Here is a 14,099-nt window from a genome sequence, read left to right as displayed (position 1 = left end):
TGTCTCGGTTGTCTCGGTGTTGCTAATCGGTGGGGGCTGCCGCTTCGAGGACCAGCCACGCGCGGTGCGGGAGGTCCTCGGCGGCCCGCGGGCCCTGCGGGTCCGCGGTGATCGGGGTGGGCCGCGGCTCCGCGAGCGGGAGCAGCAGCGTGGCGTCGACGCGACGGAGTGCGGTCGCGGGCCAGTCGACGACCGGCCGGGTCGGATCGGCGCTGCCGTTGGCGATCGCCAGCCGCAGTACGCCGTCGGCCGCCCGGATGTGATGTGGCATCAGATATGGTCCGCCGCTGACCAGCGGCAGCCGCGGGGTGTCGCCCTCCAGGAAGCGGACCGCACGGTGGACCAGCCGCTGTCCGGCGTCGTCGTAGGGCAGCACCGTGGCGTCGGTCGCCGCCAGGACGACGACGCGTCCGCCGAGCTGGTTGCGGAACGCCGTACGGCCCGCGCCCCACGGCGGGCCGTACGGCGTCCGGATCCGGGACCAGACCTCCGCGCCCGAGGCCGGGGTCAGTCGGGCCAGCGCGGGCTGCATGTTGACGCTGAGCACCTCGCCGCTGGTGAGGTGCTCCTCCGCGTACGGTCCGGTCGCGTCCGGCTCCTCACGGCCGACGAGCTCGACCGCGTCGAGGCCGAGCAACCGGCCGAAGCCGCGCCGCAGCAGCGCTTCCGCCGCGACACCGTCGAGCAGCAGGCCGCCGTGGAGCAGCCTGCGCACCTCCGCGTCGTCGAGAGCCTCGACCAGTTGCCCGAAGACCGCCTGCACCGGCGCGTCGGCGGCCGTGGTGACCGGGACGCCGTAGCGGAGCAGCAGGTCGGCCGCCGGCGCGGGATCGACGGCCAGCGCGCCCAGGGCCGTTGCCGGATCGGTCGACTGCTCCGGGCGCAGCCGGACGTGTGCGGCGGCGTCCTGCCGGAAGGGCAGCCCGACGCCGAGCCGGGGCTGGTCCCGGTCGTAGCGCTCGGCCAGCCAGTCCAGCCCGGCGCGTGAGCGACTCAGCAGGTCGGTGACGCGCGGGAATCGGTCCGCGCGGCGGCCGTGCATGGGATGGACGTTGAGCAACAGCGCGTCCGATCCCGCCAGTTGGGCGGCGGCCAGCTCGGACCAGGTCTGCGTGTCGGACTTGGACCAGGCGGTGTGCGGCCAGTTCTCGACCTCCGGCGCGCTCTCGACGAACTCCGGGCGCAGCGACCGCTGAAGTTCCAATGACCACAGTGGGCGGCTCAACTCCCGTCCGGGGGCGTCGGAGTAGGGCGCGAAGTGCGGACGGTGCGCGGCCCGGGCCGCACCGGGGCCGCCGCTCGACATGGCCGCGAAGAGCGCCCGCCAGTCGCGCCCCTCGACGGACGCGACATCAAGACCGGAGCTCATCAGCCCCAACTGCGCCTGCCCGCCCGAGCGTTGCGCGACCTCGGCGGCGACCGCCCGGGCGACCTCCAGCTGCGCCTCGCGCCAGACCTGCTGCAGCAGCACCCGCCACGGGTGCGGCTCCCCCGGCGCGGTGACGGCCGCGACCAGTTCCTCCCGGCCGACGACCGTGCCCGCCCGCTCGGCGAACCGCTCCAGCATCAGCGGTTCGAAGCCGCCACCCCAGCGCAGCGGCGCGTGGTTGTGGTAGCGGAAGTCGTCCTCCAACCAGAGGACCCGGAAGCCGAGTTCGGCGAATCGGCCGTAGTGCCCGACGATCCACGCTCGCCAGCGCGGGCAGGCGAACGACGCCTGAGCGGCGGCGACCTCGCCGTAGGGCGAGACCATCGGCGCGAAGCCCGGGCCCGGTCCGGGGCGTTCCATCCGCCCGCGCCGTCCCCGGTCGGCATGCCCCACGGTCACCCAGGGGTTGAGGCTGACGGTCAGCCCCGCGTCGACGAGAACCTCCCGGGCCAGCCGGGTCGCGGTCAGCCAGGACTCCTCCTCCGGCCCGGTCAGGTGGCCGGGGAAGGCCTCCTCGGCGGCGGTCAGCAGCACCACCTCCTCGACGCCCGCCTCCGCGCAGACCTTGGCCAGCGCGGTCGCGTCCGCCGTGACCACGGCGGGGGCGGCGTCGGCGTGGATCTGGAACCGCAGGTGGTAACGCGTCGGGTACCGCGCGGGCATGCCGCTCCCCCTCACTTGAGGCTCCCGGCCACCAGGCCGGAGCGCCAGAACCGTTGCAACGACAGGAACATCACGACCAGCGGGACCACCGACACCGCCGCCGCGGTGATCACCACGTTGAACGGCACCGCGTCGCCGATGCCGCGCTGCGCCTGCCAGCCGACCAGGCCCACGGTGACCGGCTGGAGCCGGTCCGAGGCCAGCATCAGCGCGGGCAGCAGGTAGTTGGACCAGATGGAGACGAACTGGAAGAGGAAGACGGTGACCAGCGCGGGCGACATCAACCGCAGCGCGATGGTGGTGAAGATCCGCACCTCGCCCGCGCCGTCCATCCGTCCGGCCTCGATCAGCTCGTCCGGCACCGAGGCCGCCGCGTAGATCCGGGACAGGTAGACGCCGAACGGGCTGACCACGCTGGGGATGAGAACGGCCCAGTAGGTGTTGACCAGATGGACCGGTGAGAAGAGCAGGTAGAGCGGGATCGCCAGCAGCGGCTGCGGCACCAGCACCGCCGCCAGCACCACGTTGAACGCGAACTCCCGTCCCCGGAACGCGTACTTGGCCAGCGCGTACCCAGCCAGCGCCGAGACCGCCGTGCTCACCAAGGCGCCGCCGCCCGCGTAGAGGGCGGTGTTGAGCAACCAGCGGACGTAGATGCCGCCCTGGCGGGTGAACGCGTCGTGCAGGTTGGAGAAGAGCGCGAAGTGACCGCCGAACCAGAAGCCGTCGGTGGTGAACAGCGCGCTGTTGGTCTTGGTCGCGGAGACCACCAGCCACCACACCGGCGCGAGGAAGTAGACCGACGCCACGCCGAGCACGCCCAGGGTGACCCAGCGGCCGGGGCTGGCCGCCGACCGGTCGGCCCCCGTCCGGGACCTGCTGTCGTCCGACTCCGCAACCGGTCGCTCGACCGGAAGTTGGGAGACCGTCATGACGCCGCCTCCGCCCCGCGCCGCTGGACCAGCTTGAGGAAGCCGAACGACAGCACGAAGGCCAGCAACGCCAGCAGCACCGACTCCGTCGCCGCATAGCCGAAGTTGTTGTCGTCGACCGCGTTGTACGCCGCGAAGATGGGCGTGTAACTGCTGCTCAGATTGGGCGCGACATGCTGCAGCACGGCCGGCTCGTTGTAGAGCTGGGCGGTGCCGATGATGGAGAAGACCGTGGTCAGCACCAGTGCCGGGCGCACGATCGGAATCTTGACGTGCCAGGCGATCCGGAACGCGCCGCAGCCGTCCATCCGCGCGGCCTCGCTCAACTCGGGCGGGATGGCCTGCAGCGCGGAGTAGATGATCAGCATGTTGTAGCCGGTCCAGCCCCAGGTCAGCATGTTGCCGATGGTCGGGGCGAGCATGGCGTTCGAGGTCAGGTCGAGATGGAGCCCGACTGCCTTGCCCAGGGCGGTGATCGGGCTCAGTCCGGGCGCGACGAGGTAGGACCACATCAGCGCGCCGACCACACCCGGCACCGCGTACGGCAGGAAGAACGCGAGCCGGAAGAACCGCTTGAACAGCGTCGAGCGCGCGTCCAGCAACAGCGCCAGCAGCAGCGCGAGCCCGAGCATCACCGGCACCTGCACCACGCCGATCAGCAGCACCCGCAGCAGCGAGGCACGGAAGTCGGCGTCGTGCAGCGCGTCCACGTAGTTGCCCAGCCCGGCGAAGACCTTCGTCGGTGCGGACAGTCCGAGGCCGTCGCGGTGCAGCTTGAACAGGCTCTGGTAGACGGTGTAGCCGATCGGCGCCACGTAGACGACGGCGAAGAGCAGCGCGAACGGCGCCAGGAAAGCGGCGGCGGTGCGCACCCGGCGCCGCGCGTGCGGCGAGACTGCGAGGGAGGTTGCGACGCTCATCCGGAGACCGTCATCCCCTGCTGCTTCATCTCCGCAACGGTCTTGCCCTGCACGGTGGCGAGCGTGCCGGGGAGTGTGGTGGACCCGGTGGCGCTGGTACCGAGGCCGTCGGCGAGGTCGGTGGAGGTCTGGGTCATGGTCGGACCCCAGAGCCAGCTGGTGTCGATGTGCGCGGTCTCGGCCTTGAAGACGTTGAAGACGACCTGGTTGCCGTAGAACGGGTCGGGCCGGTTCAGTGCGGGGTTGCTCAACCCGGCGGTGGCGGCCGGGTAGATGCCGGTGACGTTGATCAGGTTGGTCAGGCTGGACGGGTCGGTGCTCATCCAGGTGGCGAACTCGGCCGCCTCCTTGGGGTGGGCACAGCCCTTGAGCACGGCTGTCGCCGACCCGCCGTCGTTCCCGTAGACGGGGTTGCCCGCGTCCCAGACCGGCATCGGCGCGACGGCCCAGTCGCCGCTGGTGCCCTGGACGCTGGAGGAGAGGATCGGCGTGTCCCAGACGGCGTTGACGTCGGAGAGGATCTTCCCGGCGGCCATGTCCTTGTAGAGGCTGGGGTCGAAGCTGGGGTCGGTCTTGAGCAGCTTGTTGTTCAGCAGGCCCTGCCAGTAGTTCGCCACCTTCTGGTTGGCGGCGCTGTCGATGCCCACCTGCCACGAACCGCCGCTCGTCCCGAACCACGGCGCGCCCGCCTGCCAGGCCAGGCCCGCGTAGTTGTACGCGTCGTTGCCGAAGTCGCCGAGGTAGACGGAGGGATCGGCGGCGTGCACCTTGGCCGCGTCGGCGGCGTACTGGGCCCAGGTCGCGGGCGGCTGCGTGATGCCGTACTTGGCGAACAGGTCCTTGCGGTAGATCAGCGCCATCGGCGCGATGTCGACGGGCGCGCCGAAGGTCTTCCCCTCGATGGTCACCTGGTTCCAGGTCCACGGTGCGAACTGGCTCTGCGCCGGGGCCATGTACTGCGTGACGTCCATCAGCGCACCGGCGGCGGCGAAGCTGGGCATGGTCTCGTAGCCGACCATGCCCAGGCAGGGCGCGTTGCCCGCCTGAGCGGCCGTCAGCATCTTGGTGTAGCCGCCCTTGGCGCCGGAGGGGATCTTGTCGAAGGTCACCTGGATGTCCGGGTGCGACTTGTTCCACAGCGCGACCGACTTGTCGTAACCGGGCGCCCAGCCCCAGAAGTCGAGCTTCACCGGCCCAGAGGCGCTGGAACCGCCGCTGCTCCCACCGCTGTTGCCGCTTCCACCGGAGGAGCCGCAACCCGCCAGTGCCGTGACGACGGTGGCTGCGGCCGTGAGTGCGATGGCCACGCGTATCTGACGACTTCTCATCCGACTGTCTCCCATGATGTCGTTGCTGTGGAGGTGCGGCTGGATCTCTTGCGTTCGAGGTGATTAGTTAAAGTAGGATCAGAATTAACTGAGCTACTGTCAACACCCGCGCCGAACTTCTTGCCGGGGTCGAACCGTGAGAGGTAGGGAGGATCCGTGAAGGCAGACCTGCGCGGAAGCGCGGCCCACCAGGTGGTGATGATGACCGGCCCGTCCAAGCCCAGCGACCGGGCGTCGATCCGGCGCACCAACCTGGGCCTGGTGCTGCGCCTGCTCCGCGACTCCGGCCCGCGCTCCCGCGCCCGGATCGCCGCGGACACCGGCCTGCCCCGCCCCACCGTCACCAACCTGATCGCCGAACTCGTCGAGTTGGGCCTGGTCGAGGAGGGCGAGTCCGAGCGCGACGGCTCGGTCGGCCGTCCGGGCCTCTCCGTGGCCATCGACGGACGGTCGATCTGCGGCGTCGGCCTGGAGATCAACGTCGACTACCTCGCCGCCGTGGCGCTGACCCTGCGCGGCGACGTGGCCTTCGAACGCCGGATCGCCTTCGACGTCCGCGCGGCAGGCGCGGAGGCGGTGCTCGACGCGGCGGCGGCGCTGATCCGCGAGGCGGACGCGGCGGTGCGCGCCCAGAACGCCCGCATCGTCGGCGCGGCGCTGGCCGCACCCGGCAACGTCGACATCACGACCGGCACGGTCGCCTTCGCCAGCAACATCGACTGGCGCGGCATCCCCGCGCTGGACGCGCTCCGCGCCCGACTCGGCCCAGGCGCACCGCCGTTGCGTCTGGAGAACGACGCCAAGTTGGGCGCGATCGCCGAGTACCTGGTCGCCGCGGCGTCCGACATCCACGACCTGATCTACGTCACCGGTGAGACCGGCGTCGGCGGCGGAATCATCACCGGCGGCCAACTCATGCGCGGCGCCCGCGGTTTCGCGGGCGAGATCGGCCACATGCCGCTCACCCCCGGCCCGGAGGGCCTCCCCTGCCCCTGCGGCCGCCGCGGCTGCTGGGAGACCATGGTCGGCCTCGGCGCGCTGCTGCGCCACGCGGCCGACCCGGACGACCCGGTCCACGACCCGTCGTTGGACGTCGAGTCCCGCCTCGCCGACCTCCGCGCCCGGGCGGACGGCGGCGACGAGCGGACGCTGGCCGCGTTGACGCGCATCGCGCAGGACCTGAGCGTGGGGCTGGCGCTGCTGGTCGACATCCTCAACCCACGGGCGGTGGTCCTGGGCGGCTACTTCGCGGTCTTCGCGGAGCACCTGCTGGGCCCCGTGCGCGAGGGTGTCGCGCAGCGGGTCATGGCGGCGGACTCAGGCGGCTGCGAGGTCCTGCCGTCGACGCTGGGCTTCACCGCGCCGGCACGCGGAGGCGCGTTTCTGGCCCTGGACGCGGTGTACCAGGACCCGAGCGCAGTCGCCGTCGGCGGGTGACCCGCCCGTGGGCGTAGTCCCGCGGGTCGATGCCGACCCCGCGGAGCGCCGATACGCTCGGCGCATGAGCGAGATGATCAGCACCCCGGACGCGCCGGACCTGCCGGCCAGGATCCGCGTCGTCCTGGCGGACGACCAGCCGTTGGTGCGGTCCGGGCTTAGGGTGCTGATCAACGACAATCCGGACCTGGAGGTCGTCGGCGAGGCCGGCTCGGGCGACGAGGCGATCACGCTGGTCGGCCAAGTACGGCCGGACGTGGTGGTGATGGACATCCGGATGCCTGGCATGGACGGCATCGAGGCCACCCGCCGGATCGCCGCCGGGCCGGAGTCGGCACACGTCATCATGCTGACCACCTTCGACGACGACGACTACGTCTACGGCGCGCTGCGCGCGGGCGCGAGCGGCTTCCTGGTCAAGGACATGGCCCTGGACGAGATCCTCTCCGCCATCCGCGTCGTCGCGGCAGGCGAGGCCCTGATCGCCCCGAGCATCACCCGCCGCCTCATCGCCGAGTTCGCCAACCGCCCGTCGTCCAGGGCCTCTTCACCCCGGGCCCCGCACCGCGTCCGGGAGAGCATCACCGACCGCGAGTTCGAGGTCCTCACCCTGGTCGGCCGCGGCCTGAGCAACAGCGAGATCGCGGAACAGCTCTTCATCAGCGTCGCCACGGCCAAGTCCCATGTCGCCCGCCTGCTCTCCAAGTTGGACGCCCGCGACCGCGTCCACCTGGTCATCCTCGCCTACGAGGCGGGACTGGTCTCCGCCCAGGGCTGAGCGCGCCACGCGAGGTGACCCCGCCACACAAGATGACTGAGCGTCAGAACCTGGGCTCGTCCGGGAGTTCCGCGGGAGGCGTGATCTCGCGCAGGCCCTTCCAGACCGGTTGACGGAGGATCCCGCCTGCCGTCAGTTCCGCGTACTCGACCTCCGCGGCCAGGGCCGGGGAGGCCCAGTGGACGGTGGAGTCGGGGCGGCCGAGGTCGGTCGGTGTGGCGACGAAGGGAGAGCGGTCGAGTTCCAGGCTGCGCAGGACTTCCGCCAGGTCGGCGGCCTCGTTGACGCCCATGCCGGAGCCGACCGCGCCGAGGTAGCGCAGGCCGCGCGGTTCCGGCAGGCCGACCAGGACGCTGCGCAGCTCGCCGCGCTCGTTGGCCAGCCAGCCGCCGACGCGGACGTCGACGTGTCGGCGGTGCTTGTGCTTGATCCACGCCCGCGAGCGGTGTCCCGGCTGGTAGAGGGAGTCGAGCCGCTTGGCCACGATGCCCTCGATGCCGTAGGCCTCGGTCCACTCCACCGCCGCGCCCAGGTCGCCGATCCAGGACGGCGGGGTGCGCACCGGGCCCTCGTCCAGGCCGAGTTCGGTGAGCAGCGTGCGGCGTCGGGTGTAGGGCTCGTGGGTGAGGTCGTGGCCGCCCGCGTTCAGCAGGTCGAAGGCCATCAGCGTGACCGGGGTGTCATGCCGGGCCACCTGGATCTGCGCCGGGCGGCGCAGGCTCATCCGCTCCTGCAGCGCGCCGAAGCTGGGCGCGCCGTCCGCGCCGAGCGCGACCACCTCGCCGTCCAGCACCGCCGCGCGGTCGCCGAGCAGTTCGGCGACGCCGGTCAGCTCCGGGTAGCGCTCGGTGGCGTCTCCGCCGGTGCGCGAGCGGACGGTGACCGTGCCGTCGCCGGGGACGTAGACGAGCACCCGCATCCCGTCCCACTTCACCTCGGCGGCCCAGTGCGACACGTCGCGGGGCAGCGGCGCGGTGGTCGCCAGCATGGGCGTGTAGGCGGGCAGCGCGACGGGGGTGCGGGGGCGGGCAGCCATGAGAGGACCGGTCCGATCAGGACGCGCGCCTGGGCGCGCTCTTCTTGGCAGACTCTGTGGACTTGGCCGTGGACTTGGCCGCGGTCTTCTTCGTCGCCGTCCTCGCCGCCGTCGTCTTCGTCGCCTTCGCCGACGACGAAGGCGTCCTGCTGCTGGTCCGGGTGCCGGAGACCGACTTCTTCGCGTTCGCGTCCTTGCTGGTCCTGGCCGTGCCGGACGACGCCGTGGCCTTGCGCGCGGGGACGGTCTTGCGGGCCGCCGACGCGTCGTCCTCCGCCGCGTCGTCGTCCGCAGCGGACTCGCCGCGCTGCGCCTTGGCCGCCGCCACGCTGGACTTGAGCGCGGCCATCAGGTCGATCACCTCCGCGCCGCCCTCGGCGACGGGGACGTGGACCGGGGTCGCACCCTCCGCCTTGGCCTTGATCAACTCGGCCAGTGCGACGACGTAGGAGTCCTTCTCCGCGTCCAGGTCGAAGCCCTCGGAGAGGGTCTCCATCAGCGAGCGGGCCATGGCCAGCTCCTGCGGGCGCAGGTCGACGTCCTCCTCGGGCCCGAGGCCCTCGGTCGAGCGGATCTCGTCGGCCCAGCGGATGGTCTGCAGCACCATGAGCTCGTCCTGGACCCGGAGGATCGCCAGCGACTCGCGCGAGCGCATGGTGATCTTCGTGACCGCCACCTGCCCGGACGCGCGCAGCGCCTCGCGCAGCAGCGCGTACGGCTTGGCCGGGGCCTTGTCGCCGAGACCCACGTAATAGGGGCTGTCCCAGCGCAGCGGGTCGATCTCCTCGGCGGGGAGGAAGGCGACCACATCGATGATCTTCTTGCTGGGCACGGGCAGTTCGGCCATGTCCGCGTCGGTGAGGACGACGACGCGTCCGTCCGAGGCGTCCCAGCCCTTGGCGATCTCGCCGTACTCGACCTCGCGGTCCTCGGCCTCGCAGAAACGCTTCAGCCGAACGCGTGAACCGTCCTCCTGGTGGACCTGATGGAGGACGGGGCCGGAATGCGTGTCGGTGGCGGGATAGAGCTTGACCGGCACCGACACCAGCCCGAACGTGATGCTGCCCGTCCACACACTGCGAGGCATGACCTGCACCTTTCCCGGGGTATTCACACGTTATGCCCGGAAAGGTACCCGTGCAGGTCGACGGGCGCGCGATCCTCCTGTCCCATCTGGACAAGGTGCTCTGGCCCGCCTGGTCGAAGGCCGAGATGATCGACTACTACGCCCGCGTGGCCGGGGCGATGGTCCCGCACCTGCGCGACCGCCCGGCCTCCTTCCTGCGCGGACCGGAGGGGATGACCGGCCCGCTCTTCGTGGCGAAGAACGTGCCGCCGGGCAGCCCGTCCTGGCTGCGGGTGGTGGACGTGATCGGCAAGGAGGGGCCGCGCCAGCACCTGGTCCTGGACGACACGCCCAGCCTGATCGCCGCGGCCAACATGTACTGCCTGGAGATCCACGTCCCGCAGTGGACCGTGACCGGCGGCCGGGACGCCCACGACCGTCTCGTCATCGACCTCGACCCGGGCGAGGGCGCGACGATCACCGAGTGCTGCCGGGTCGCCCTGCTGATCCGCGAGGAGCTCGCCGCCGACGGCCTCGCCTGCGTGCCGGTCACCTCCGGCGTCAAGGGCCTGCACCTGTACGCACCGCTGCGGCCCAGCCCCGAGGCGGTGGTCGTCGCCTACGCCAAGGCCCTCGCGGAGCGGCTGGCGGCGGCGTATCCGTCGCTGGTGGTGGCCCGGATGACCAAGTCGCTGCGGCGCGGCAAGGTCTTCCTGGACTGGTCCCAGAACTCCACCTCCAAGACCACCTCCGCGCCCTACACGCTGCGTGCCACCCACACCGACCTCCCGGGCGCCTCCGCCCCGCTCACCTGGCCCGAGGTCGACGGCTGCACCTCCCCGGCCGACCTCGCCTTCACCCCGGAGTCCGTGGCCGCCCGCGTCGCCTCGGCCGGGGACCACGCGGCCGTCCTGTACGACGCGGCAGCGGCGGCTGAGCTGCCGGACAGCTAAGACGCGGCGTGGTCCACATCACGTCACCGGACGGGTGACGCGGGCGGATTCAACTCGCGTCGAGCGCCGGTGAGATGAAAAGGTGACGGATGTACGGACAAGCGCCGTACCGAACACGCACTGCATCGCACAGCGCACACGTGCGGTACAACCAACGGGGGATCACATGCGCACCACCACTGTCGTCATGGCCGGAATCGCCGCCGCAGCCACGCTCTGCCTCACCGCCTGCGGCGGCAGTTCCAGCGGCGGGGGCACGCCGAGCGCGGCGAGCACCTCGTCCTGCGAGGCCGCGCTGGTACAGCAGTTGAAGGACGATCAGAGCAGCGGCGCGAGCGCCACCGTGAACTCCGGGATCTCCGCGTGCGTGGGGCTCTCCCCCGCCACGATCGCCCAGCTCTCCCAGGAGGCCACGAAGACCGTGCTGAAGGGCATCCTCCCGAGCGGCTTCCCGTCCGCGCTGCCGACGGGGCTCCCGACGGACCTGCCGTCCGGCCTGCCGACGGACGTCTCGACCAGCGACCTGCCCACCAGCCTGCCCAGCGGCCTGCCCAGCTGATCAGCCCTGCTCGGACGGCACCTGCTCGGACCGGTTCTGCTCGTCGCGGTCCTCGCGCAGGCTCTCGGCGAGCCACTGCTCGACCGCCGCGACGTGCACGGCCGAGGCCGAGGCGGCCAGTTGCGCGTCGCGGGCCTGCAGGGCCGCGAGGATCGACTCGTGCTCGCGGTGGACGTGCTCGATCGCACGGCCGACGCGGGTGCCGCGCAGGATGCGGACCCGCTGGGTCTGGGTGGAGAGGATCTCCAGCAGCATCGACAGGACCGGGTTCTCCACCAGCGCGACCAGCGCGCGGTGGAACTCCATGTCGCACTCGATGAACGCCTCCACGTCCACCGCCGCGCGGCTGCGGTCCAGGATCCCGCGCAGCGCGGCCAGGTCCGCGTCCGTCACCCGGGTCGCCGCCAGCGCGGTGGCGGACGGCTCCAACAGGCGTCGCACCTGGAGCAGTTGGAGTGCCGACTCGCCCTGGGAGACGTCGGAGGCGAACGACAGCGTCCGCAGCAGCAGGTGCGGCTCCAGGCTGGAGACGTAGGTGCCGTCGCCCTGCTTGGTGACCAGGATCTGCATGGCCGTCAGCGCGCGCACCGCCTCGCGCAGGGAGCTGCGCGACAGGCCGAGCCGCTGGGCCAGGTCGTCCTCCTTGGGGAGGCGCGCGCCCGCCTGCAGCTCGCCCGAGATGATCATGGACTTGATCTTCTCGATCGCGTCATCGGTCAATGCCATGTGCGGCTGCTCCTGCGGGGCCGTCGGGGTTCGGATGGGCCGGGCGGCCCATCGGTCGCCCATGCGGACGAGCGAGGGGCCACCCGGCCAGGGTAGGGCGTCGGACGGAGGGTACGCCGTCGCCCGACCCAGCTGATGCCGGCCAGCGGATCCACGGGCCCTGACCGCCGCTGACCCCCTCCGCCCCCTCCCATCCCCTCTACCCCCTCCGACCGGCTCTGAGCGCAGGACCGAAGGCCGTGTAGGGTCCCGCGCATGCGTTCCGGTATCTGCCCGAAGTGCGGGTCGTCCGAGGTACACACCATGTTCGGCGGGATTTACCGCGGTCAGGCTCCGGTGATCCGGATCAGCGGGCTGCTCTCCACCCGGGCCGATTCGGACGACTACGTCTGCACCGACTGCGGGTACTTCGAGCAGTACTTCGTCCCCGGTCCGGCGCTGGGGAAGATCGCCAGGAAGTGGCCCCTCGCCAGCGATTTCAACGAGGACGAGTTCGAAGTCGAGGAGGACGCCGGGCCCGAGGACGCCGCACCCGAGGACACCCCGCCGGACGGCTTCAGCCAGTCGTGGTCCTGACCGGCCACGCGTCCGATCGGGTGAATCGGCTGGGCCGCGCCGGTTCACTCCGATGGCAGGCGGCATAGCGCGACGCACGGCGTGACACGACGTCAGATGCGCTGCACGCGCCCGGTCGCCGCCGGGACGCTGCGGCGCACGTGTCCCTGCCGCCGCCCGAAAGGCTGATCCCACTGTGCGTTCCCGCGCCCGGACCCTCCGCAGGCACCTCCACACCACCGCGGCCACCGCTGTCGCCGCCGCCGCCGTTCTCGCCGTCGGCCCCGGCCTCGCGGCGGCCGCAAGCGGCAGCGGCTACGGGCAGTGGCACGTCAGTGGCGGCACCGGGGATCTGGTGCTGCCTCAGACCGGGTTCCCCGTCGTAAAGGTGACGACCGACGGCTCGCCCGCCAAGGTGATCAACGGCGCGAGCACCTTCCTCAACGCGGCCACGCCCTTCGGCCAGGTCTACGGCTCCTCCCGCGGCGAGGACTACCTGCTCGACTACACCGCGGCCGGCCGCACGCCCTCGGTCACCACCCTGCGGTTCCACTCCTCCACCCCGCTCGGCTGGGGCTTCACCCTCGGCGACGTGGACGCCGACAGCGTGCACATCACCGCCACCGGCGCGGGCGGCGTCCCGCTCTCCGCCGACGAACTCGGCTGGCAGGGGGCCTTCAACTACTGCAACGCCGTCTCGCCCGTCCCGAGCGTCTGCGCGGGCAAGATCGACGGCGACCTGCCGGTGTGGCATCCGGACACTTTGACGCTGCGCGGCAACTCCGTCGATACCAACGGCGCCTCGGGCTGGTTCCGGCCGACCGTGCCGGTGGAGTCGATCAGCTTCACCTTCGCCCGCCAGTCCGGCAACCCGGTCTACCAGATCTGGGTGGCCAACACCGGCCACGACCTGGGCGGTCACGTCCACATCGACTGCCCGGACGGCCGACCGGTGACGCTGGAGCTCCGTCATCCGGACGGCACGCCCGTCCTCGACAGCCACGGCCGGCACGTCGTCACCACGACCGACGCCAACGGCGACTACAGCTTCCCCGACGTCGCCGCCGGTGACTACAAGGTCCACCTGGACACCCCGACCGGCCTCAATGCGCAGACCACCGACCACACCGCCGACGTCACCGACCACGACGTGACCGACGCGGACTTCTCCCTCACCTGCCCGCCCGAGGTCACCGCCCCACCGGAGACCGGCCAACAAGGCGCCCCGATCCCGGTGCCGGACTCGCCCGCGATCGTCGAGGTGCTCGTCCCCCCAAAGCACGGCCGGGTCGAGGACACGCCCAGTGGCTGGGTCTACATCCCCCACCCGGGCTTCAGCGGCCACGACTCCGTCACCGTGCTGACCGAGCACAACGGCCGCTACGGCCGCCGCGTCATCCCCGTCCACGTCGAGGGCGAGCCCGTCGGCCACCGCCACCACCGCCCGTCCGACGACAACGTCGAGCACGGTGAGCACGGCGGCCCGCAGCTGGCCGCGACCGGCGGCGGCATCGACCCGACGGAGGCCGTCGAGGCCTCACTCCTGCTGCTCGCCGCAGGCACCGGCCTCCGACTCTCCCTCGGCGCCGCCCGCCGACGCCGGAGCCGTCGCTGATCGCGTAGCGCGGCCTGCTGCTGGCCTACTGCCTGGCCAAGACCGCCGGCAGCCTCGGTGTGACCCCGGGCGGCGTCGGCATCGTCGAGGCAACCCTGGCGA

The 14,099-nt window shown here is 71.7% G+C and carries 13 protein-coding genes; 6 read left to right on the top strand and 7 right to left on the bottom strand.

All coding sequences use genetic code 11. The features are described 5' to 3' along the window. Positions 1-22 precede the first annotated feature (22 nt). Genes ABH928_RS22800 through ABH928_RS22785 form a run of 4 tightly spaced genes read right to left on the bottom strand, consistent with a single transcriptional unit; the run spans position 23 to position 5,251 of the window. A complete protein-coding gene (locus ABH928_RS22800; RefSeq protein ID WP_370069388.1) occupies positions 23-2,092 on the bottom strand; it encodes a hypothetical protein in 2,070 nt (689 codons plus the stop codon). Between the two features lie 11 nt (positions 2,093-2,103). Beyond that, on the bottom strand, positions 2,104-3,024 hold the full coding sequence (locus ABH928_RS22795) for a carbohydrate ABC transporter permease (protein ID WP_370069386.1): 921 nt from the start codon (positions 3,022-3,024) through the stop codon (positions 2,104-2,106). Next, positions 3,021-3,944 (bottom strand): carbohydrate ABC transporter permease, encoded by a 924-nt coding sequence (locus tag ABH928_RS22790; protein WP_370069384.1) that lies wholly within the window; start codon positions 3,942-3,944, stop codon positions 3,021-3,023. Before ABH928_RS22790 ends, ABH928_RS22795 begins: the two co-directional genes overlap by 4 nt. After that, a complete protein-coding gene (locus ABH928_RS22785; RefSeq protein ID WP_370069382.1) occupies positions 3,941-5,251 on the bottom strand; it encodes a sugar ABC transporter substrate-binding protein in 1,311 nt (436 codons plus the stop codon). The genes ABH928_RS22790 and ABH928_RS22785 overlap by 4 nt, the downstream gene beginning before the upstream one ends. 177 nt (positions 5,252-5,428) lie before the next feature. Here ABH928_RS22785 and ABH928_RS22780 point away from each other — a divergent pair, with 177 nt between their 5' ends. Together ABH928_RS22780 and ABH928_RS22775 are read left to right on the top strand one after the other, a co-directional pair. Next, the gene (locus ABH928_RS22780; protein ID WP_370069380.1) at positions 5,429-6,709 is read left to right on the top strand and encodes an ROK family protein; all 1,281 of its coding nucleotides are present in this window, start codon (positions 5,429-5,431) and stop codon (positions 6,707-6,709) included. 64 nt (positions 6,710-6,773) lie between these two features. Next, entirely contained in the window at positions 6,774-7,487 is a 714-nt protein-coding gene (locus ABH928_RS22775) for a response regulator (protein WP_370069378.1), read from the top strand. Positions 7,488-7,530: 43 nt separating this feature from the next. On the opposite strand, the gene ligD (ABH928_RS22770) is transcribed toward ABH928_RS22775, so the two are convergent. Both ligD (ABH928_RS22770) and ABH928_RS22765 read right to left on the bottom strand, forming a co-directional pair. Continuing rightward, positions 7,531-8,523, bottom strand: coding sequence for a non-homologous end-joining DNA ligase (ligD, locus tag ABH928_RS22770; RefSeq protein ID WP_370069376.1), 993 nt, complete (start codon positions 8,521-8,523; stop codon positions 7,531-7,533). Between the two features lie 16 nt (positions 8,524-8,539). Further along, entirely contained in the window at positions 8,540-9,610 is a 1,071-nt protein-coding gene (locus tag ABH928_RS22765) for a Ku protein (RefSeq protein ID WP_370069374.1), read from the bottom strand. Between the two features lie 32 nt (positions 9,611-9,642). Here ABH928_RS22765 and ligD (ABH928_RS22760) point away from each other — a divergent pair, with 32 nt between their 5' ends. Both ligD (ABH928_RS22760) and ABH928_RS22755 read left to right on the top strand, forming a co-directional pair. After that, positions 9,643-10,542: a non-homologous end-joining DNA ligase gene (gene ligD / locus ABH928_RS22760; RefSeq protein WP_370069372.1), complete on the top strand. Its 900-nt coding sequence runs from the start codon at positions 9,643-9,645 to the stop codon at positions 10,540-10,542. Between the two features lie 166 nt (positions 10,543-10,708). Continuing rightward, positions 10,709-11,101, top strand: coding sequence for a hypothetical protein (locus ABH928_RS22755; RefSeq protein ID WP_370069370.1), 393 nt, complete (start codon positions 10,709-10,711; stop codon positions 11,099-11,101). On the opposite strand, the gene ABH928_RS22750 is transcribed toward ABH928_RS22755, so the two are convergent. Continuing rightward, positions 11,102-11,827: a FadR/GntR family transcriptional regulator gene (locus ABH928_RS22750; RefSeq protein WP_370069368.1), complete on the bottom strand. Its 726-nt coding sequence runs from the start codon at positions 11,825-11,827 to the stop codon at positions 11,102-11,104. Between the two features lie 303 nt (positions 11,828-12,130). Here ABH928_RS22750 and ABH928_RS22745 point away from each other — a divergent pair, with 303 nt between their 5' ends. Both ABH928_RS22745 and ABH928_RS22740 read left to right on the top strand, forming a co-directional pair. Beyond that, positions 12,131-12,403, top strand: a complete 273-nt coding sequence (locus ABH928_RS22745; protein ID WP_370069366.1) for a hypothetical protein — start codon at positions 12,131-12,133, stop codon at positions 12,401-12,403. Between the two features lie 175 nt (positions 12,404-12,578). Next, complete coding sequence (locus tag ABH928_RS22740; protein ID WP_370069364.1) at positions 12,579-13,997, top strand: SdrD B-like domain-containing protein; 1,419 nt, start codon at positions 12,579-12,581, stop codon at positions 13,995-13,997. The last annotated feature ends 102 nt before the right edge of the window (positions 13,998-14,099 follow it).

The sequence above is a fragment of the Streptacidiphilus sp. MAP5-3 genome (genome assembly GCF_041262505.1).
GTDB lineage: Bacteria > Actinomycetota > Actinomycetes > Streptomycetales > Streptomycetaceae > Streptacidiphilus.
Note: the sequence above shows the minus strand (reverse complement) of the source record. Positions and strands in the feature narration are given on the sequence as shown.